At 73.8% G+C, this 19,016-nt stretch carries 22 protein-coding genes; 5 read left to right on the forward strand and 17 right to left on the reverse strand.

The genetic code is table 11. The features are described 5' to 3' along the window. Positions 1-95: 95 nt before the first annotated feature. The 3 genes from rplT to infC form a co-directional block, all read right to left on the reverse strand. On the reverse strand, positions 96-479 hold the full coding sequence (gene rplT / locus ACFZAT_RS13795; RefSeq protein ID WP_018103794.1) for a 50S ribosomal protein L20: 384 nt from the start codon (positions 477-479) through the stop codon (positions 96-98). Between the two features lie 107 nt (positions 480-586). Then, on the reverse strand, positions 587-781 hold the full coding sequence (gene rpmI, locus ACFZAT_RS13800; protein WP_018103793.1) for a 50S ribosomal protein L35: 195 nt from the start codon (positions 779-781) through the stop codon (positions 587-589). Positions 782-901: 120 nt separating this feature from the next. Continuing rightward, entirely contained in the window at positions 902-1,609 is a 708-nt protein-coding gene (infC, locus tag ACFZAT_RS13805; protein WP_391263938.1) for a translation initiation factor IF-3, read from the reverse strand. A gap of 343 nt (positions 1,610-1,952) precedes the next feature. Here infC and ACFZAT_RS13810 point away from each other — a divergent pair, with 343 nt between their 5' ends. Next, the gene (locus ACFZAT_RS13810) at positions 1,953-2,315 is read left to right on the forward strand and encodes a DUF1844 domain-containing protein (protein WP_073967877.1); all 363 of its coding nucleotides are present in this window, start codon (positions 1,953-1,955) and stop codon (positions 2,313-2,315) included. Positions 2,316-2,400: 85 nt separating this feature from the next. Here the strand turns inward: ACFZAT_RS13810 and ACFZAT_RS13815 are convergent, their stop codons facing one another. The 4 genes from ACFZAT_RS13815 to ACFZAT_RS13830 form a co-directional block, all read right to left on the reverse strand. After that, positions 2,401-3,108 carry an MIP family channel protein gene (locus ACFZAT_RS13815; RefSeq protein ID WP_391263941.1) on the reverse strand — a complete coding sequence of 236 codons (708 nt, stop codon included), beginning with the start codon at positions 3,106-3,108 and terminating at the stop codon, positions 2,401-2,403. 83 nt (positions 3,109-3,191) lie between these two features. Then, on the reverse strand, positions 3,192-3,920 hold the full coding sequence (locus ACFZAT_RS13820; RefSeq protein WP_391263943.1) for an SseB family protein: 729 nt from the start codon (positions 3,918-3,920) through the stop codon (positions 3,192-3,194). Between the two features lie 34 nt (positions 3,921-3,954). Then, a complete protein-coding gene (gene mycP / locus ACFZAT_RS13825) occupies positions 3,955-5,127 on the reverse strand; it encodes a type VII secretion-associated serine protease mycosin (RefSeq protein WP_391263945.1) in 1,173 nt (390 codons plus the stop codon). Then, positions 5,124-5,861, reverse strand: a complete 738-nt coding sequence (locus ACFZAT_RS13830) for a hypothetical protein (RefSeq protein WP_391264275.1) — start codon at positions 5,859-5,861, stop codon at positions 5,124-5,126. The genes mycP and ACFZAT_RS13830 overlap by 4 nt, the downstream gene beginning before the upstream one ends. A gap of 309 nt (positions 5,862-6,170) precedes the next feature. Here ACFZAT_RS13830 and ACFZAT_RS13835 point away from each other — a divergent pair, with 309 nt between their 5' ends. Continuing rightward, positions 6,171-7,373: an alanine racemase gene (locus ACFZAT_RS13835; RefSeq protein ID WP_391263947.1), complete on the forward strand. Its 1,203-nt coding sequence runs from the start codon at positions 6,171-6,173 to the stop codon at positions 7,371-7,373. 116 nt (positions 7,374-7,489) lie between these two features. Here ACFZAT_RS13835 and ACFZAT_RS13840 read toward each other — a convergent pair whose 3' ends face one another. From ACFZAT_RS13840 to ACFZAT_RS13855, 4 genes are read right to left on the reverse strand one after another with little or no spacing between them, the layout of a single operon-like run. Beyond that, positions 7,490-8,416 carry a DUF2510 domain-containing protein gene (locus ACFZAT_RS13840; RefSeq protein WP_391263949.1) on the reverse strand — a complete coding sequence of 309 codons (927 nt, stop codon included), beginning with the start codon at positions 8,414-8,416 and terminating at the stop codon, positions 7,490-7,492. 22 nt (positions 8,417-8,438) lie between these two features. Continuing rightward, positions 8,439-9,227, reverse strand: coding sequence for a 3-oxoacyl-ACP reductase (locus ACFZAT_RS13845; RefSeq protein WP_391263951.1), 789 nt, complete (start codon positions 9,225-9,227; stop codon positions 8,439-8,441). Between the two features lie 7 nt (positions 9,228-9,234). Continuing rightward, positions 9,235-10,599: an aldehyde dehydrogenase family protein gene (locus ACFZAT_RS13850; RefSeq protein ID WP_391263952.1), complete on the reverse strand. Its 1,365-nt coding sequence runs from the start codon at positions 10,597-10,599 to the stop codon at positions 9,235-9,237. Between the two features lie 38 nt (positions 10,600-10,637). After that, positions 10,638-12,005, reverse strand: a complete 1,368-nt coding sequence (locus ACFZAT_RS13855) for a glutamine synthetase family protein (RefSeq protein WP_391263954.1) — start codon at positions 12,003-12,005, stop codon at positions 10,638-10,640. A 110-nt stretch (positions 12,006-12,115) separates the two neighbouring features. On the opposite strand from ACFZAT_RS13855, the gene ACFZAT_RS13860 reads away from it, so the two are divergent. After that, a complete protein-coding gene (locus ACFZAT_RS13860) occupies positions 12,116-12,799 on the forward strand; it encodes a gamma-glutamyl-gamma-aminobutyrate hydrolase family protein (protein ID WP_391263956.1) in 684 nt (227 codons plus the stop codon). Here ACFZAT_RS13860 and ACFZAT_RS13865 read toward each other — a convergent pair. The 4 genes from ACFZAT_RS13865 to ACFZAT_RS13880 form a co-directional block, all read right to left on the reverse strand. Then, positions 12,796-13,737, reverse strand: coding sequence for an aminoglycoside phosphotransferase family protein (locus ACFZAT_RS13865; protein WP_391263958.1), 942 nt, complete (start codon positions 13,735-13,737; stop codon positions 12,796-12,798). The genes ACFZAT_RS13860 and ACFZAT_RS13865 overlap by 4 nt on opposite strands. Beyond that, positions 13,734-14,234: a GNAT family N-acetyltransferase gene (locus ACFZAT_RS13870; protein ID WP_391263960.1), complete on the reverse strand. Its 501-nt coding sequence runs from the start codon at positions 14,232-14,234 to the stop codon at positions 13,734-13,736. The genes ACFZAT_RS13865 and ACFZAT_RS13870 overlap by 4 nt, the downstream gene beginning before the upstream one ends. Positions 14,235-14,320: 86 nt before the next feature. Next, positions 14,321-14,695, reverse strand: coding sequence for a DUF4267 domain-containing protein (locus ACFZAT_RS13875; RefSeq protein ID WP_391263962.1), 375 nt, complete (start codon positions 14,693-14,695; stop codon positions 14,321-14,323). A gap of 54 nt (positions 14,696-14,749) precedes the next feature. Beyond that, positions 14,750-15,667, reverse strand: a complete 918-nt coding sequence (locus ACFZAT_RS13880) for a zinc-binding dehydrogenase (RefSeq protein ID WP_391263964.1) — start codon at positions 15,665-15,667, stop codon at positions 14,750-14,752. 140 nt (positions 15,668-15,807) lie between these two features. Here ACFZAT_RS13880 and ACFZAT_RS13885 point away from each other — a divergent pair, with 140 nt between their 5' ends. Next, positions 15,808-16,254: a winged helix-turn-helix transcriptional regulator gene (locus ACFZAT_RS13885; protein ID WP_391263966.1), complete on the forward strand. Its 447-nt coding sequence runs from the start codon at positions 15,808-15,810 to the stop codon at positions 16,252-16,254. Here the strand turns inward: ACFZAT_RS13885 and ACFZAT_RS13890 are convergent. Next, positions 16,251-17,189, reverse strand: a complete 939-nt coding sequence (locus ACFZAT_RS13890; protein ID WP_391263968.1) for a LysR substrate-binding domain-containing protein — start codon at positions 17,187-17,189, stop codon at positions 16,251-16,253. The genes ACFZAT_RS13885 and ACFZAT_RS13890 overlap by 4 nt on opposite strands. A gap of 70 nt (positions 17,190-17,259) precedes the next feature. Between ACFZAT_RS13890 and ACFZAT_RS13895 the strand changes: the two genes are divergently transcribed. Next, the gene (locus tag ACFZAT_RS13895; RefSeq protein ID WP_391263970.1) at positions 17,260-18,408 is read left to right on the forward strand and encodes a TDT family transporter; all 1,149 of its coding nucleotides are present in this window, start codon (positions 17,260-17,262) and stop codon (positions 18,406-18,408) included. Here the strand turns inward: ACFZAT_RS13895 and ACFZAT_RS13900 are convergent. Further along, positions 18,347-19,012, reverse strand: a complete 666-nt coding sequence (locus tag ACFZAT_RS13900) for a helical backbone metal receptor (protein ID WP_391263972.1) — start codon at positions 19,010-19,012, stop codon at positions 18,347-18,349. The genes ACFZAT_RS13895 and ACFZAT_RS13900 overlap by 62 nt on opposite strands. Between the last annotated feature and the right edge of the window lie 4 nt (positions 19,013-19,016).

The raw sequence follows: 19,016 nt of genomic DNA on the forward strand, positions 1-19,016 counted from the left end.
TGCGTCGGAAAAGGGGGCTGGGGGTACAACGCACCGGACCCGCAGACGGCGGGCGCCTGCGGGTCCGGCTCAAGTACCGAGAAGTGCGGCCTGGGTCAGGCGGCCTTCGGGGCGTTGACGTCGCTCGGGAGGGCCTTCTGGGCGACCTCGACGAGGGCGGCGAACGCGTTGGCGTCGTTGACCGCGAGCTCGGCCAGGATCTTGCGGTCCACCTCGATGTTGGCGGCCTTCAGACCCTGGATGAGGCGGTTGTACGTCATGCCGTTCTGGCGGGCAGCCGCGTTGATGCGCTGGATCCAGAGCTGACGGAAGTCGCCCTTGCGCTTCTTGCGGTCGTTGTAGTTGTAGACCAGGGAGTGGGTGACCTGCTCCTTGGCCTTGCGGTACAGGCGCGAACGCTGACCGCGGTAACCGCTGGCCTGCTCGAGGATCGCCCGGCGCTTCTTGTGGGCGTTGACTGCCCGCTTGACGCGTGCCACTTGTTAACTCCTTGTAGCGGGGCCGTGGTCGTACTCACACGGCCCGGAAACGAATTGGTCCCGGTCGGATCGAGGGCGCGTCCCCGGGCTCACCGGGGACTGCGGCCTCACTTGCCGAGAAGCTTCTTGACCTTCTTGGCGTCGGCCGGAGCCGCGACGACCGTGCCGGTCAGCGAACGCGTCTTCTTGGACGACTTGTGCTCGAGCAGGTGGCGCTTGCCGGCCCTCTCGCGCAGCACCTTGCCGGAGCCGGTGATCTTGAAGCGCTTGCTGGCACCGCTGTGCGTCTTGTTCTTCGGCATCGCGCCGTTCTCTCCTCGTCAGTGGCGCCCCTCTCGGTGCGGGCACCGGACTGCAGGGGCGTCAGATCTTGATGGGGGTTCCGGGGGGACCCGGGGGTGCCTGGATGGCACCCCCCGCGGTCACGCCTCGGAAGGTGTCTCGGCCTCGGGCGCCGCCTCGGCCGGAGCCTCGGGGGCCTTCTCCGCGGGCGCGGCGTCGGGGGTGTTGTTCCCCTGGCGCTCCGCCTTGCGGGCGGCCTGGGCCTCGCGGGCCTCGGCCATGGCTTCGGTCTTCTTCTTGTGCGGGCCCAGAACCATGATCATGTTCCGGCCGTCCTGCTTCGGGTTGGACTCGATGAAACCGAGTTCCTCCACGTCCGAAGCGAGCCGCTGGAGCAGTCGGAAACCCAGTTCGGGGCGGGACTGCTCACGACCACGGAACATGATCGTGATCTTGACCTTGTCGCCCTGCTTGAGGAACCGGACGACGTGACCCTTCTTGGTGTCATAGTCGTGCGGGTCGATCTTCGGCCGGAGCTTCATCTCCTTGATGACCGTGTGCGCCTGGTTCTTGCGCGCCTCACGGGCCTTCATGGCCGACTCGTACTTGAACTTCCCGTAGTCCATGAGCTTGCACACGGGCGGACGGGCGGTTGCCGCCACCTCGACCAGGTCGAGGTCGTACTCCTGTGCGAGTTCCAGGGCCTTGGCAAGCGGCACAATCCCGACCTGCTCGCCGCTGGGACCGACAAGTCGCACCTCGGGCACGCGAATCCGGTCGTTGATGCGGGGCTCGGCGCTGATGGATCCTCCTCGGTAGCACCACGCGACCGCCTGGCGGACAGCCACGTAACGTCTGTTTCAGACAGACCAACCGCATCGGAGCAACAAAAATGCCCCGGACGGGACACAGGCGGGGCTCCTGGAAAACCGGAACACCGCCACGGTGAGACCGCGGGGGCGCATCGGGCGGTTCCATCGTCCGTACGGAACGATGGGGACCACCTGACCGGTGACCCGCCGCCCTGAGGGCGGTCAGGTGGGAGAACGGAGCCTCCACTTGTGGGCCGGGCACATAGCTGTCCGGCCGGTCGTTACACAAGGTTAGCAGCTCGGCCGAGCGGGCACCAACCGGCCGTCCCACCGGCTCCCGCGACCGGAGGGCCGGGGCCGTGGGCCTATCGTAAGGCGCATGAGTGACGCGACCCCCAGCAGTGATTCCCCCGGCTTCGACGAGATGGCCCGCGACATCGCGGAGGTGCCCGCCGTCGAGGTGATCGTGACGGTCGCCGTCAACCTGATGAGCGCCGCCGCCGTCAAGCTCGGCCTGACCGAGGACGGCGACGCGCACAAGGACCTGGACGAGGCCCGCAAGCTGGTCCACGCGCTGGCCGGCCTGCTGGACGCGAGCACCACCGAGATCAGCTCCTTCCACGCCGCCCCGCTGCGCGACGGCCTGAAGTCCCTCCAGCTGGCCTTCCGCGAGGCGTCGCTGGTCCCGGACGAGCCGGGCCAGGGCCCGGGCGAGAAGTACACCGGCCCGGTCTTCGGCTGAGCCACCGCCGCCCCGTCCCCTTTCCGTACGAGAACGAGCCCCCGCCGGTCCTTCCGGCGGGGGCTCTTCGCCGTGCGGGCGCGGATCAGACCTCCGCGGTCGTCTCGCCGCCGCGCATCGAGGGGTGGGTCAGCCGGTGGGCGAGCGCCGCGAGCAGGCCACCCGCCAGCGGGGCCACGATGAACAGCCAGAGCTGGGACAGGGCCGCGCCGCCCGCGAACAGGGCCGGGCCGAGGCTCCGGGCCGGGTTGACCGAGGTGCCGGTGAGCGGGATGCCGACCAGGTGGATGACCGCGAGGGAGATGCCGATGGGGAGCCCGTCGAAGCCGACGACCGCCACCTTGTGGGTCACCGCGAGGACCACGAAGACCAGCAGGAAGGTCAGGACCACCTCCGCGAGGAAGGCGCCGCCGATGTTGATGTGCACGTCGGAGCGGTCGCCGTAGCCGTTGCTCCCGAAGTGCCCACTCGTCTTCAGCCCCGGCACCTGCTTGGCCAGCAGGAACAGCAGCGCCGCACCGGCGATGCCGCCGAGGAACTGCGCGATCCAGTACGTCACGGCCGTGCGCACGTCGATCCGCCGGGCGGTCAGCATGCCGAGGGTGACCGCGGGATTGATGTGGCAGCCGGAGATCGGACCGAGGGCGTAGGCGAGTGCGAGAAGCACGAAGCCGAAGGAGAGCGCGATGCCCACGACCCCGATGAACTGGGTGCCCAGCACCGCCGAGCCGACTCCGAAGAAAACCAGCAGCAGGGTGCCGAGGAACTCCGACACGGCTGTCCGCGTCTGCATACAACCACCTCGCGAAGATCGTCCCTTTTCTTCGCAATTCTCCGGTGGTGTACGGATTCGCGCGCGTTGAGCCGTGCGGGCGATCAGCGCGTGAACAGGGGCTCACCCAATGTGTTCGCCCCGGCCGGGAGCAGCGCGAGGTCCAGGCCCCGGACCAGCCTCGCGCGCAGCACCTCGTCGGTCGCCAGCGCCCTGGCGACCCGGCCCGCCGCTTCGGCCGGGTCGGCGTCCGGGGCGAGGACCAGGGCGAGGGTGCCGTCGGCGCTGCCGGGGCCGAGGTGGGCGCGGAGCACGGCGGGCTCGGCGGCGACCGCCGCGCGGACGGCGGCGGTGACGGCGGGGTCGTGCAGCGGGTCCGCGCTGGTACGGCCCTCGGCGAGGGCGCGCAGGGCGGCCCCGGTCAGCTCGAAGGCCACCGGACCCGCGAGGTCGAGCACCACCGTGTCGGCCTTCTCGTGCGCGGCGGCCTGGAGCGCCTGGTGCAGGGGTACGGCGACGGGGCGGGCCTGTGGGTCCCAGCGGGCCAGCGACGCGGTGGAGGTGAAGGCCGGCAGGGCGCGGCGGTCCCCGGCCCGGAGGGTGGGCACCGCCATATCGCTGGTCTTCTCGCGCCGCAGCCCCGACTCGTCCTCCTCCACCTCACCGAGGACGGCCACCACGGGTACGAGCAGCCGGGCGCCCTTCAGCGCTTCGAGGACCGGTGCGACGGCCGCGCGGTCCCCGGCCCAGGCGGCGAGCGCCGAGGCCAGGGCGGGGTCGGCGGTGCCGTCGTCGTCGGAGAAACCGGGGTCCGGGATGTTCTTCTGCGCCACAGGGCGAGCGTAGTGCCTGGCCGGCGGCGCCCGGTCAGCGGTTCCGGGTGAACGGGGAGCGGCCGCGCCACAGCAGCACGCCCGCCGCCAGCAGGAGCACGCCGAGGCCCCCGGCGGCCGGGGCGAGCCATCCGGCCGGTCCCTCGTCCTCGGGCTCGGGCGTGGGTCCGGCGCCGAAGTACCGCTTGCGGTAGCCCGCCGGGGCGGAGTCGCCGCGCGCGTCGGCGGAGCGCGGGGCGCCGCCCGCCCCGATGGCCGCCGCCGGGTCGACGATCCCGTAGCCGCGTGCGTCGTCGCGGCCGCCGGCGGGGGCGTCGCGCGCGGTGTCGGTGAGCAGCTTCCTGATCTGCGCGGGCGTGAGCCCGGGGTGCGCGGACTTCACGAGGGCCACCGCGCCGGAGACGAACGCGGCGGCGGCGGACGTGCCCCACTCCACGTAGTACTTGTGGTCCGGTGCCGGTACGACGATGTCGTCGCCGGGGGCGCTCACGGTGGCGTACCAGCGGCGGGTGGAGAACGAGGCGTGGGTGCCGTACCGGTCCACGGCGGCGGCGGAGATGACCCCGGGGTAGGCGGCGGGGTACGAGATGTGGTCGCCCTTCTCGCCTCCGTTGCCGGCCGAGGCGACGACGACGGCGCCCTTCTTCAGCGCGTACTGGACGGCGGCGTCCTCGCCGGGCTCGGGGTGCGCGGACTCGCTGTCGTCGCCGAGGGAGAGGTTGATGACGTCGGCGCCGTGGTCGGCGGCCCAGCGGATGCCGTCGGCGAGGGCGGTGCCCCGGGTCCTGCGGGCCTCGGCACGGTCCGGGTCGCTCGCTTCGAGGATGACGCGGACCGGGAGGATCTTCGCCTCGGGCGCGATGCCGAGGACGCCGTCGGCGCGTCCGCTGCCGTGGCCCCGGCCCGCGATGATCCCGGCCATGGCGGTGCCGTGCCTGGCCCACGCCTTGTCGCCGCGCCCGGCGCCGAAGCCGATGAGGTCCTTGCCGGGCAGGACCTGGCCCGCGAGGTCGGGCAGGCTGCCGTCGACCCCGGTGTCCACGACGGCGACGGTGACGCCCTTGCCGCGCGTGGTCTCCCAGGCCCGGTCGGTGTGCAGCGCGTCCAGACCCCACTGCTGGGCCCGGATGGTGTCGGCCCCGGCGGGGGCGGCGGGGAGCAGGGCGAGGGCGGTGGCCGCGCAGAGGACGCCCAGGGCGTGTTTCATCGCGGCTGCTCCATGAGGTCTGCGACATGGGTCCGCAGCGCGCGTTCGACGCCGTCGGACAGGCCCTTGGCCTCGTGGCCGAGTCCGGCCTGTGCGGCGGGAGTGGTGGCGCCGGTGGCCATGGCCCGGTCGGCGGGCTGGGGCGGGCTGCTCACGCGTCCGTCGGCGAATCCGGTCACGGCGAAGGCGACGACCGGGATCTCGGTCAGGACATGGACGGACCAGCTGGCGCGCTGCCGGGCGCCGAAGGAGGCGGCCGGGCCGTCCTTCACCGGGTAGGTGCGGGGCAGCAGGTCGGTGCGGCGGTCGAGGTGCTGGTCGGCGAACCGGGCGGAGAGGGCCCGCATCGCGTCGGTGTCGGCCTCGGTGAAGGCGAGCCCGACAGTGGTGACGCTGCTCGCGGTCGCGTCGGTGTAGGTGGCGCGCAGGACGTGGGCGCAGCCGGCCGTACGCAGGGTCTTGGCGAGGAGCGGGTCCAGCGCGGCGGCGCAGCCGCTGTCGGGGGCGACGGCGAGCCTGGTCCAGACCCGGTCGGCGCCGCCGGGCCCGGTGCCGTCGCCCTTCAGGGTGCGGGGGAAGAGGGTGTCCACGGGGATGCTGTGCCAGGCTTCGCGGCCCACGGTGTACGCGCTGCGGGCGGCGGGGTCGTCGTCGGCGCCGTCGGTGAGCCGGCTGCCGGCGGCGGCCCCGGCGATCAGCCCGAGCCCGAGGACGGTGCAGACACCGGCGGCCACGGCCCGGCGGGCGCGGGCCGGGACCCCGGGGGGCGGGGGTGCGGGCTCGTACGGCGGCGGGGCTGCGGGGCGGGGCGTTGTCGCGGGGCGGGGCGGGACGGGGGAGCGCCGTGCTTCGGTGCTCATCCGCCCCCCTGGTCCGTTCCGTACCGCGCGTCCTTCCCGCCGCGTGGGCGGGACCCCGTTCGCCGCGTGGGCGTCACTCTACGGGCTGCGGATACCCGGGTGGGAGCGGGCCGTACGGGTACCGGCCGATCTGCACGGATCTTCCCCCTACCCTGCGGTAGAACCGTCTGGCAAGCTGCGGCCATGACTGCCCGAGCCACTGACCGGGCCCGTTACGACCGGGCCACCGCCCATCTCGACGCCCCTGTCGCCGTCGTGGATCTGGAGGCGTTCGACGCCAACGCGGACGATCTCGTCCGCCGGGCGGCGGGCAAGCCGGTCCGGGTGGCGAGCAAGTCGGTACGCTGCCGGGCCCTGCTGGAACGGGTGCTGGCGCGGCCCGGGTTCGCGGGGATCATGTCGTTCACGCTCGCGGAGTCGCTGTGGCTGGCCCGGGCCGGCTTCGACGACGTGCTGCTGGCGTACCCGTCCGCCGACCGCCCGGCGTACGCGGAGCTGGCGGCCGATCCGAAGCTCGCCGGGGCCGTGACGGTGATGGTGGACGACCACGCCCAGCTGGACCTGATCGATGCGGCGCGGGCGGGCGGCACCCAGGAGATCCGGGTCTGCCTGGAGCTGGACACCTCGCTGCGGATGCTCGGCGGCCGGGTCCGGATCGGGGCCCTGCGTTCGCCGCTGCGCTCCCCCGCCCAGCTGGCCGACCTGGCCAGGTCCGTGGTCCGGCGCCCCGGTTTCCGGCTGGTCGGGCTGATGGCGTACGAGGGGCACATCGCGGGCGTCGGGGACGCGGTGGCGGGGCGTCCGCTGCGGTCCCGGGCGATCCGGCTGATGCAGGCCACGGCCCGCAGGGAGCTGGCGGCCCGGCGGGCCGAGGTGGTGCGGGCGGTCCGGGCCGTGGCGCCGGACCTGGAGTTCGTGAACGGCGGCGGCACGGGCAGCGTGCAGCACACGGCGGCGGAGGACGCGGTGACGGAGATCGCCGCCGGTTCGGGGCTGTACGTGCCGCGTCTGTTCGACAACTACACCTCGTTCACGGCCCGCCCGGCGGCCCTGTTCGCGCAGCCGGTGGTGCGGCGGCCGGGCGTGGGCGTGGTGACGGTGCTCGGCGGCGGCTATCCGGCGTCGGGCGCGGCCGGGGCGGACCGGCTGCCGGTCCCGTATCTCCCGGAGGGGCTGCGCTACGACCCGCAGGAGGGCCCGGGCGAGGTGCAGACCCCGCTGCTCGGCGCCCCGGCCGACGATCTGCTGATCGGTGACAAGGTGTGGTTCCGGCACGCGAAGGCCGGTGAGCTGTGCGAGCGGTTCGACGCGCTGCACCTGATCGAGGGCGACCGGGTGACGGCGACGGTTCCGACGTACCGGGGCGAGGGCCGTACGTTCCTCTAGGTGTGTCCGAAGAGTCCCGTCGTACGCCCGCAGGTCAGACGGGACTTTCCGGACAAGGCCCTAGGGGGCGTCTTGCCGATCATGGCCGGGTCCGACCCTGATCGACAAGACAGCCCCTAGCCGGCCGGGTGCTCGACCTCGCTGCCGACGCCGCCGTCCGTACCCTTCGCGCCGATGGGGCGGATGCCGCGGGTGAGGGTGTCCATGAGGGCCAGGGGCGGTCCGTCGTGTCCGGCGTCGAAGGCGTACCGCACGATGACGGGCGACTCGCTGCCGGTGGGTGAGGGGAAGACCAGCGTCTGCACATAGCCGCCGGGACCCTTTCCGGTGACGACTCGCCAGCGCACCTGGTATCCGGTGCGCCCGGCCACGCTGACCGCGCCTGCGGAGAGCTGACGGTGCGACATGATGCCGCCGTGGAGTGAGCGGCCGATGAGGTCCTCCTCGTACGCAAGGTCGGCCGCCTCGACGATGTCCTTCTTGGCTATCTCCTCGGGTGTGGTGAGGTCGGTGCGGGTTGCGGTGCGGATGGTCACTGCGCCGTGGTCGCACACCGCGGAGCGGTTGGTGGGGCACAAGTACCCCTCGTCCTGGGCGGTGCGCATCGTGAGCGCTTCTTCCAAGGGGTGCTCGATCCGCTCCCAGCCGTCGGGAATCGGCAGGGTGATGCCGTTGAGCTGATCCACGAGCACGTTCGGGTCCTGCTTGGCCGGTGTGCCGTCCGGTGAGGGGTGGCCGGTGCTGCTCGGCGCGGGTTTCCGCGAGGCGTGGGCGGTCGGGGCCTCCGGGTCGTCGTTCCGGGTGAGGAGCACGGCCCCGGTCACGACGGCGCCGACGACGACCGCCCCGGCCACCACGAGCGCGACGGCCCGGGAGCTCCCGCCGCCCTGCGGGGCCGGAGCCGGGACCGCGACAGGAGCCGGGGCGGGGACGGGCGCGGCGGGCGCCCGGGTGTGGGCGGTCCACGCCGTCCCGTCCCACCAGCGCTCGGTGCCGGGCGCGGAGGAGTCCGGATACCAGCCGGGCGGCGTCGTATAGCTCATCGCTCCACTCTAGGAGAGCCGTCTACAGCGGGGTGACGTAGGCGCCCGAAATGCCGCCGTCCACCAGGAAGTCGGTGGCGTTGACGAACGAGGAGTCGTCGCTCGCCAGGAAGGCGACGGCGGCGGCGATCTCGGTGGCCTCGGCGAACCGGCCGAGCGGAATGTGCACCAGCCGCCGGGCCGCCCGCTCCGGGTCCTTGGCGAACAGCTCCTGGAGCAGTGGGGTGTTGACCGGTCCCGGGCAGAGCGCGTTGACGCGGATGCCCTCGCGGGCGAACTGGACGCCCAGTTCCCGGGTCATCGCCAGCACCCCGCCCTTGGACGCGGTGTACGAGATCTGCGAGGTGGCCGCGCCCATCCGGGCCACGAAGGAGGCGGTGTTGATGATGGAGCCCCGGCCCTGGCGGCGCATGTAGGGCAGGGCCGCCTTGCAGCAGAGGTAGACGGAGGTGAGGTTGACGTCCTGGACGCGCTTCCACGCCTCCAGCTCCGTGGTGAGGATGGAGTCGTCGTCGGGCGGTGAAATGCCCGCGTTGTTGAACGCGATGTCGACGGAGCCGTAGGTCTCGTCGGCGGTACGGAACAGTTCGGCGACCTGTCCGGGGTCGGTCACGTCGACGCGTACGAAGGTGCCGCCGACCGCTTCGGCCGCCGCCTCGCCGGCCTTCGCGTCGATGTCGCCGCAGACGACGTGCGCCCCTTCGGAGGCGAGGCGGTGGGCGGTGGCCAGGCCGATGCCGCTGCCGGCACCGGTGATGACGGCGGTGCGGCCGACGAGGCGGCGGCAGATCATCTCGGGGTCCGTGGTCATGGGCGTTTCATGCCTCCGTGCTCAGGAAGACGTTCTTGGTCTCGGTGAAGGCGGTGAGGGCGTCGGGCCCCAGTTCGCGCCCGACGCCGGACTGCTTGAACCCGCCGAAGGGGGTCCAGTAGCGCACCGCCGCGTGCGAGTTGACGGAGAGATTGCCCGCCCGGACGGCCCGGGACACGCGCAGGGCGCGCCCCACGTCCCGGGTCCAGAGCGAGCCGGCGAGCCCGTAGTCGGTGGCGTTGGCGAGCCGGACGGCGTCCTCCTCGTCCTCGAAGGGCAGCACGACGGCGACGGGCCCGAAGACCTCCTCGGTGGCGACGGGCGCGTCCGCCGGGACATCGGTGAGGACGGTCGGCGGGAACCAGAAGCCGGGCCCCTCGGGCGCGCTCCCCCGGATCGCGGTCGCGCCCTCGGGGACGTAACCGCGTACGCGCTCCAGTTGCGTGCGGGAGATGAGCGGGCCCATCCGGGTCTTCTCGTCGGCGGGGTCGCCGACGGTGTACGCGGCGACGGCCGGGGCGAGGTGTTCCAGGAAGCGGTCGTACGCGGAGCGCTGGACGAGGATGCGCGTGCGGGCGCAGCAGTCCTGTCCGGCGTTGTCCAGGAAGGAGTCGGGGGCGGCGGCCGCGGCGGCCTCGATGTCGGCGTCGGCGAAGACGATGCTGGGGCTCTTGCCGCCGAGTTCGAGGGTGACGCGCGTGAGGCGGTCGGCGCACTTGGCCATGATCCGCTTGCCGGTGCGGGTGGAACCGGTGAACACGATCTTGGCGACGCCCGGGTGTTCGACCAGAGCGTTCCCTGCCTCGTCGCCCGCACCGGGCAGGACCTGGAAGAGGTGTTCGGGCAGGCCCGCCGCCAGGGCGATCTCCGCGAGGCGGAGGGCGGTCAGCGGGGTGGTCTCGGCGGGTTTGAGGATCACCGCGTTTCCGGCGGCGAGGGCGGGGGCGGTGCCCCAGGCGGCGATGGGCATCGGGAAGTTCCAGGGGGCGATGACCCCGACGACGCCCAGGGGTTCGAGGATCGTGAGGTCGAGGCCGCCGGGGACGGGGATCTGCCGGCCGCTGAGCCGTTCCACTCCCCCGGCCGCGTAGTCGAGCAGGTCGCGGACGTTGCCGGCCTCCCAGCGGGCGTTGCCGAGGGTGTGGCCGGCCTCGCGGACCTCCAGCCGGGCCAGCTCCTCGGTGCGGGCGTCGACAGCCGCGGCGAACCGGCGCAGCAGCCGGGCCCGGTCGGCGGGGGCGAGCGCGGCCCAGGTGCGCTGGGCGGCGGTGGCGCGGACGACGGCGGTGTGGACGGCCGGGGCGGGGGTGGCGGGGACGGTGGCGACGAGCTCTTCGGTCGCCGGGTTCAGGACGTGGTGCTCGTGGATCACGTGGTCCTCACAGCGGTCGTGGCCTGGCGGCGTCGTGGTCAGAGGCGTTCGAAGGAGCGGCGGAGTTCCCAGTCGGTCACGGCGGCGTCGAAGGCGTCGAGTTCGACGCGGGCCATGGTGCGGTAGTGCGCGACGACGTCCTCGCCGAACGCCTCGCGGGCGAGCGCGCTGTCCTCCCAGAGCGCGGCGGCCTCGCGCAGGGTGGCCGGCACGTGGTCGTACGCGGCGGTGTAGGCGTTGCCCTCGCAGGGTTCGGGGAGTTCGAGCCCGTGCTCGATGCCGTACAGGCCTGCGGCGACCAGTGCGGCGACGGCGAGGTACGGGTTGACGTCGCCGCCGGGGAGCCGGTTCTCGAAGCGCAGCGAGGCGCCGTGGCCGACGACGCGCAGGGCGCAGGTGCGGTTGTCGTGGCCCCAGGCGACGGCGGTCGGGGCGAAGGAGCCGGGGCGCAGCCGCTTGTACGAGTTGACGTTGGGCGCGAAGAGCAGGGAGAGGTCGCGCAGGGCGGCGAGCTGCCCGGCCAGGAAGTGCCGCATCACGGGTGACATCTCGCCGTCCGCACCGGCCATGACGGAGCGTCCGGGGTCGGTGGTGGAGCGCAGCGAGAGGTGGATGTGGCAGGAGTTGCCCTCGCGTTCGTTGAACTTGGCCATGAAGGTGAGCGCCATGCCTTCCTGGGCGGCGATCTCCTTGGCGCCGGTCTTGTAGACGGCGTGCTGGTCGCAGGTGACCAGGGCTTCGTCGTAGCGGAACACGATCTCGTGCTGGCCGGGGTTGCACTCGCCCTTGGCGGACTCGACGGCCAGGCCCGCACCCGCCATCTCGTTGCGGATGCGGCGGAGCAGGGGTTCGACACGGCCGGTGCCGAGGACGGAGTAGTCGACGTTGTACTGGTTGACGGGGGTCAGCTCCCGGTAGCCCCGGTCCCACGCCTGCTCATAGGTGTCCTTGAAGACGATGAACTCCAGCTCGGTGCCGACGTGGGCCGTGTAGCCGTGCCCGGCGAGGCGTTCCAGCTGGCGGCGGAGGATCTGCCGGGGCGCGGCGGTGACGGGGGCACCGTCGGCCCAGGCCAGGTCGGCGAGGACCAGGGCGGTGCCCTCGTGCCAGGGCACCCGGCGCAGGGTGGTGAGGTCGGGGCGCATGGCGAAGTCGCCGTAGCCGTTGTCCCAGGAGGACATGGCGTACCCGTCGACGGTGTTCATCTCGGTGTCCACGGCGAGGAGGTAGGCGCAGCCCTCGGTGCCGTGGCGGAGGACCTCGTCGAGGAAGAAGGGGGCGGCGAAGCGTTTGCCCTGGAGCCGTCCCTGCATGTCGGGGAAGGCCAGGACGACGGTGTCGATCTCCCCGCTGTGCACGAGGCGGCGCAGGTCTTCGAGGGCGAGCGGGGCGGTGCGGTCGGACACGGACGGGTCCTCTCCTCGCGGGCCGGCTGGCGCGTAACAATTTATGGGCAGGGCGGCTGTTGTGGGTACGGTGCCGGGGTGTTCCGCGCGCCGTACGAGGGAGAGCACCGGTGAACCGTCCGCTGGTCGGGATCAGCACGTACCTGGTGGATTCGGCGCGCTGGGGCGTATGGGACCTGCCGGCGGCGCTGCTGCCCGCCGGGTACGCCCGGATGGTGCGCGAGGCGGGCGGCCTTGCCGTGCTGCTGCCGCCGGACGCGCCGGAGCTGGCGGCCCCGACCGTGGCCCGGCTGGACGCGGTGGTGGTGGCGGGCGGCCCCGATGTGGACCCGGCGAGGTACGGGGCCGGGCGCGATCCGCGTACCGGGCCGCCGTCGCCGGAGCGGGACGCCTGGGAGTCGGCGCTGATCGCGGCCGCGCTGGAGTCGGGGACGCCGTTGCTCGGGGTGTGCCGGGGGATGCAGCTGCTGAACGTGGTGTGCGGGGGCACCCTGACCCAGCATCTGGACGGCCACGGCGGGGCGCCGGGCGTGTTCGGCTCGCACCCGGTGACGCCGGTCCCGGGCACCCGCTACGCGTCGCTGGCGCCCGCCCCGTGCGAGGTCCCGGCCTACCACCACCAGGCCGTGGACCGGATGGGCACGGGCCTGGTGGCGTCGGCGCACGCACCGGACGGCACCGTGGAGGCGGTCGAACTCCCCGGCGAGCACTGGGTCCTGGGGGTGCAGTGGCATCCGGAGATGGGCGACGACTTCCGCGTGGTGCGGGGTCTGGTGGAGGCGGTACGGGGTTAGAGCCGCTTGCGCAGCCAGGTCAGGGCGGCGGTGCCCTGGGCAGCCTGGAAGGCGCGGAGCGTCGGCAGACCGGGCGGGTCGGGGCGCAGCGCGTGCTCCGCGAAGTACCCGGCGACGGCGGCGAGCACGGCGGTGACGGCCCCGGGGTCGGCGTCCCGGCCGAGCGGGTGGGCGGTGAACGTGGTGTCCGGGTCGGGACCGCCCTGTGCCGCCACGCACGGCAGCATCACCAGCAGGTCGAACCAGGGCGCGGCGCGCACCGCGTGCGGCCAGTCCACGAAGACGGTCCGGTCCCCGGTGAGCAGGATGTTGTCGGCGCGCAGGTCGCTGTGGGCGAGGGTGTCCCCGGCCGCGGCCCCGGCCCAGCCGGATTCCAGCTCCGCGAGTTCGGCGAGGCGGTCGGCGGCCCAGGGGTGGAGCCGGGCGTCGCCGCCGGCGGCGTGCAGGGTGCGCCAGCCGGTGAACATCCGGGCCTTCAGCTCGGCGACGGCGGGCACTTCGGCCGGGGCCGGGGTGAGGACCAGGGCGAGGTCCCCCACCGCCGTCAGGACCCGGTCCAGCTCGGCCCGGTCCCAGGGCACCCGGGGCTGGCGGCCGTCGATGTCCTCCAGCACGAGGGCGACGCAGGTGCCGTCGTCGTACGAGCCGAGCAGCCGGGGCACCGGGGCGTGCGCGGGCAGCGACGCCGTGACGCGGGCCTCGGCGCGGTGCATGTCCGGGCTGTCCGGGTTCACCTCGGCGCTCACCGCCTTGACGAAGGCCCGGCCGCCGTCGGCGAGGCGGACCCGGGCGGCGACTCCGGGCGAGAAGCCGCCGCTCTGGCTGCGGGCCTCGGTGACCGGTGCGCCGAGGATGTCCTCGACGGCGGCGCGTACGGGGGCGGGCAGGGCGGACCAGGGGCGGCGGACGCCCTGCGCGGGCGGTGCGGTGGCGATCACCGGCCGGTCCTTCCGGTGGGGCCGGGCGTGGGGGCGGCGAACCAGCTCAGGGGGGTGTGGCCGCCGGGGTCTGCGTAGCCCAGTGCCCGGTAGAGGCCCTCGCCCTCGGGGGTGGTGGTCAGGTTGATGCGGGCGCAGCCGGCCGCGACGAGGTGCTCGTGGACGGCCTCGAAGGCCCGGCGGGCGTGGCCCTGCCGCCGGTGGGCGGGGTCGGTGGCGACCGACGCGATGTGCCCGACGTACGGGGTGCGGCCGGGCCGGGGCAGCGACCGCGTGTACTGGCCCACCGCGCTGGACAGCAGCCGGTCCCCGCCGTCGATCACATAGGCGACGAACTGCGGGTCGGTGCTCAGCCGTTCGCGGAAGGCCGCCTCGCACTCCTGTGTCCAGCCCGCCCCGGGAACGTCGCCGAGGGCGGCGAGCATGATCAGGCGCAGCCGGGTGAGTTCGGGCGCGTCGTCCGCGCCGGCCCGCCTCAGGTGCGGTGGAGTGCTCATGGTTCGTCCTTTCGCTGAAGTGCCGTGCCCTGCAAGGGTGTCCCGCCCGGCCCGGCACGTCGCGCCCTTTTTCAGGGCCGGCCGGGTCAGACCAGGAGTCCGACGCCGGTCAGCAGCATCACCGCGGAGGTCGCGGCGTGGACTCCGTACGCGGTGACCCTCGGCCCGCCGCTGCGCAGCACGACCAGCGCGTCCCCGGCGGGTACCAGCGCGAACACCAGCAGGTACCAGCCGAGGACCGATGGGCTTGCGACGGCCATCAGTACGAAGACGAAGGCGCCGGGCGCGATCTCCCGCAGCCCCTTCACGCGCAGCCAGGACTGGAATCCGGGGTCCTCGACCGGTGTGTCGGGAATGCCGAAACCGGCGGCGCCCCGCGGTCCGACGAAGGCGTTCGCGCCCATGAGGACGAGGCCCGCGCCGAGGAGACCGGCGACGACGGTGGCCAGGGTGGTGAGCATCAGCTGTCCTTACGCAGAGGAGTGTCGTGGTCGTCGGGCGTGTGTGACCCCGTGTCAGGGGACGAGGACGATCCGTCCTCGGACGCCGCCCTCGGCCATCGCCCGGTAGGCGTCGGCCGCCTTGTCGAGCGGCACGACGGCGTGGACGCGCGCCGGGAGCCGCCCCGCCGCCACCCGTGCCAGCAGACCGGCGAGCAGCGGTCCGTCGGGGCGGGCGAAGATGACCTCGACGGTGACGCCGCGTTCCTCGGGGAGCCTGGCGGCGGGCTGCACGCCCACGAAGCGGCCGCCGTCGCGCACCGCCCCGAGGGCGGGCTCCTGAAGGGCTCCGGCGTCGAGGACGGCGTCCCACCCCTGGCCGGCTTCGGTGGTGAAGCCGACGCCCAGGCCGCGGACGAACGGCTGGTCGGCCGCCCGTGCCAGCCCGGTCACCTGCCAGCCCCGGTCCTGGGCGAGCACGGCGGCGTACGCTCCGACCGCACCGGCCGCGCCGGTCACCAGCAGCCGCCGGGCGTCGATCGGCGCCTCGCCGACGAGGTGGACGGCCTCGGCGGCGGCGGTGGCGTTGAGCGGCACCGTGGCCGCCCCGACGAGGTCGACTCCGTCCGGGACGGCGGCGACGTTCGCGGCGGGGACGACGAGGTGCTCGGCATGGGAGCCGTGGTCGCGGTCGAAACCGTCGAGGAAGCCGGCGACCCGGCTGCCGGCCGGCAGCTCCACGCCCGGCCCGGCGGCCTCGACGGTGCCCGCGAAGTCCCAGCCGAGACCGGTCCGGTCGGACTGGTGGACCATGCCCAGCCGGTGGAAGACGCCCGAGGCCACGCCCAGGTCGACCGGGTTGACCGCCGCAGCGGCGATCCTCACGCGGATCTCCCCGGCCCCGGGCTCGGCCACCGGGGCCTCGACGATCTCGATGGACTCGGGACCGGACGGGACACGGACCAGGGCCTGTCGCGACATTGCCTGATTCATCGTCAACTCCTTGTTCGCGCAGGGTTCGTGTGAGGCCTTGCCATCCCCGCGTCGGAACACCAGCATGGAAGAACCCGGTTACCACTGGGAAGTAGGCACCTTGAAGTAAGTAAGTCACCGAGCCGAGGAGATGACGCCCCATGGCGACCAGCACCGCGTCCGAGCGACGGGCCGAGGCCAAGCGGGAGTACGACGCGTTCCTCGCGGTCTGCCCCAGCCGCCGGCTCCTGGAGCGGATCTCCGACAAGTGGGTCGCGCTCGTGCTCGCCGCGCTCGGCGGGGACGGCCCGCGCCCCGGGGAGACCACCGTCGAGGAGGCGCGGCCGCTGCGCTTCTCCGAGCTGTCACGCCGGATCTCGGGTGTGAGCCAGAAGATGCTGACGCAGACCCTGCGCGCGCTGGAGCGGGACGGGATGGTGACCAGGACCGTGACCCCGACCGTGCCCGTCACCGTGAGCTATGAGCTCACCGATCTCGGCCACTCGCTCCAGCGGGTCATGCGGGACATCAAGAAGTGGGCGGAGACCAACATGGAGGAGGTCCTCACCCATCGCGACGCCTATGACCGGGGGAAGGAGACCCCTTAGGCCGCGCCCCCGGAGGGTTCCGACCGGGTCAGCGCGAGCAGATCGCGCGCCGGGCCCGTGGGGCGGTGCCCCGAGGGCCAGACCGCGCGCAGTTGGCGGCGCAGCCGGGCCCCGGCGATGGGGACCTTGACCAGGCGGCGGGCCGACAGCTCCTCGCCGAGCGCCAGTTCGCTCAGGACGCAGGGGCCCGCGCCGCTCTCCGCCGCGCCCTTGAGCGCGGTGGTCGAGGAGAGCTCCAGGAGCGGCGGGGCCAGCGGGCCGTGGACGGCGAGCGCGGCGTCCAGCACCTGACGGGTGCCGGAGCCGTGCTCGCGCAGGATCAGCGGCGTCGCGGCCAGTTCGCCCGGGGTCAGCGGGGTGCGGCGGCGGGCCCACGGGTGGGCGGGGGCGACCACGACGACGAGGCGGTCGTGGGCGATGACCGTGCCGTCGAGCCCGGCCGGGACCGACAGGCCCTCCACGAAGCCCAGGTCCGCCTCGCCGCTCAGCAGCCGCTCGGCGACCACCGCGGAGTTCCCGGCGAGCAGCGAGACGGCGGTCCCGGGACGTTCGGCGCGCAGGGCGATGAGCCAGCCGGGGAGCAGGTATTCGGCGATGGTCATGGAGGCGGCGACCCGCAGCCGGGAGTCGCGGCGGTCACGGAGCGCCTGGGCGCCCGCGTCGAACGCCTCGGCGGCCTCCACGACCCGGCGCGCCCAGTCGGTGACCAGGGCGCCGGCGTCGGTGAGCCGGGAGCCCCGCGGCGAGCGGTCGAGGAGGGCGAGGCCGAGCTGCCGTTCCATCGAGCGGACCCGGCTGCTGGCGGCGGGCTGGGTGATGCCGACGTCCCGGGCGGCCCGGCCGAGGCTGCCGTGCCGGGCGACGGCGAGGAGCAGTTCCAGCGCGCCCAGGTCGGGCACCCGGTGGGACAGAGGGACGGTCGGCTCGCTGGACATAAGTCCACTTTATGACCTCATAGGGCGGTGCTCCCTGGTGGGGTCCCGATGCGCCGAAGAAAATCGTGGCATGGCCATCCATCTGCGGACCCGCACCTCTCCCCCGTACTCCGGCACCCTCCGGCGGCCCGCGCTGCGGCACTTCGGCCCCAACTGGTACGCCACGGTGATGGGGACCGCGATCGTCGCGAGTGCCGGTGCCGCGCTGCCGGTGCACGTGCCCGGGCTGCGGGGCGCCTGCACGGTGGTCTGGCTGTTCGCGGCTCTGCTGCTCGCCGCCGTGCTGGCCGCCCGCGCCGGGCACTGGGCGGCCCACCCCGACCAGGCGCGCGCCCACCTCGCGGACCAGGCTGTCGCACCGTTCTACGGCTGTCTGTCGATGGCCCTGCTGGCCGTCGGGGGCTCCGGCCTGACCGTGGGCAAGGACCTGATCGGGCACCGGGCGGCGCTCGCGCTGGACGTGGTCCTGTACACGGCGGGCACGGTGACCGGACTGGTGACGGCCGTGGCGGTCCCGTATCTCATGATCACGCGCCACCGGCCGGAGCCGGGCACCGCGTCCCCGGTGTGGCTGCTGCCGGTGGTGGCGCCCATGGTGTCGGCCGCGCTCGGCCCGCTGCTCGTGGCGGAGCTGCCCCCGGGGCAGGGGCGGGAGGCGCTGCTCCTCGGCTGCTACGCGATGTTCGGGCTGAGCCTGCTGGCGACGCTGGTCATGCTGCCGCTGGTCTTCGGCCGGCTGCTGCACGGCGGCCCGCTGCCGCTCGCCCTGACGCCCACCCTGTTCCTGGTGCTCGGCCCGCTGGGCCAGTCCACGACGGCGGTCAACGCGCTGGCCGATGTGGCGCCGGGCGCCATCGGGAGCCCGTACGCCTCGGCGCTGCGGGCCTTCGCGGTGCTGTACGGGGTGCCGGTGATGGGCTTCGCGCTGCTGTGGCTGGCCCTGGCCGCGGCGCTGGTCGTACGGGCGGTACGGGGCGGAATGACGTTCTCGATGACCTGGTGGGGCTTCACGTTTCCCGTCGGCACCTGTGTGACGGGTGCGGCGGGCCTGGCCCGGCACACCGGTCTGACCGCGTTCACCTGGCTGGCCGTCGCACTGTACGTGCTGCTGGTGTCGGCGTGGGCGGTGGCGGGCGTCCGCACGGTGCGCGGGCTGCTCAGCGGAGTGCTGCTCGCAGCGCCTCGGGGGCCCGTGCCAGCGACGGCCCGTACCAGGTGAGGTACCGCCCGTCCACGAGGGCGGCGGGCAGGCCGGGGAAGGCTTCCGGGCCGTCGTCCCGGGTGAAGCGGTAGGGCTCGTCGGGCGCGACGCGCGGGTAGCGCTCGGCGTGGTCCGCGTAGGCGTTGGCCACACCGAGCCGGGCCAGCAGGTCGCCGGCGAAGGTGTCGCGGCCCAGCACCATCCACGGCCTGCGCCACACCGGGACGATCGCGCGGCGCGGCGGCCCGGGCGGCGGGAGGGACGCCCAGGCGGCCTCGGCCTCGTCCAGCCAGCGCGGGCGGGGCAGCCCGCAGGCACCGGCCAGCAGCCGGTCCAGCTCGCCGAAGGCCTGGTCGAGGGTGCGGACGGTGGTGACGAGGACGTCCGCGCCGACGTCCCGCAGGGCGGCGAGGTCGGGGGCCCGGTTCTCCTCCTCGTTGGCCACCACCAGGTCCGGGCGCAGCGCCAGGACCGCTTCGACGTCGGGGTTCTTGGTGCCGCCGACGCGGGCGGCGGTCAGCCCGGCCGGGTGGGTGCACCAGTCGGTGACGCCGACGAGCAGGCCGGGGGCCGTCTGGGCGACGGCCTCGGTGAGGGAGGGGACCAGGGAGACGACGCGCACGGCG

Source organism: Streptomyces sp. NPDC008163, from assembly GCF_042956885.1.
Lineage (GTDB): Bacteria > Actinomycetota > Actinomycetes > Streptomycetales > Streptomycetaceae > Streptomyces > Streptomyces drozdowiczii_A.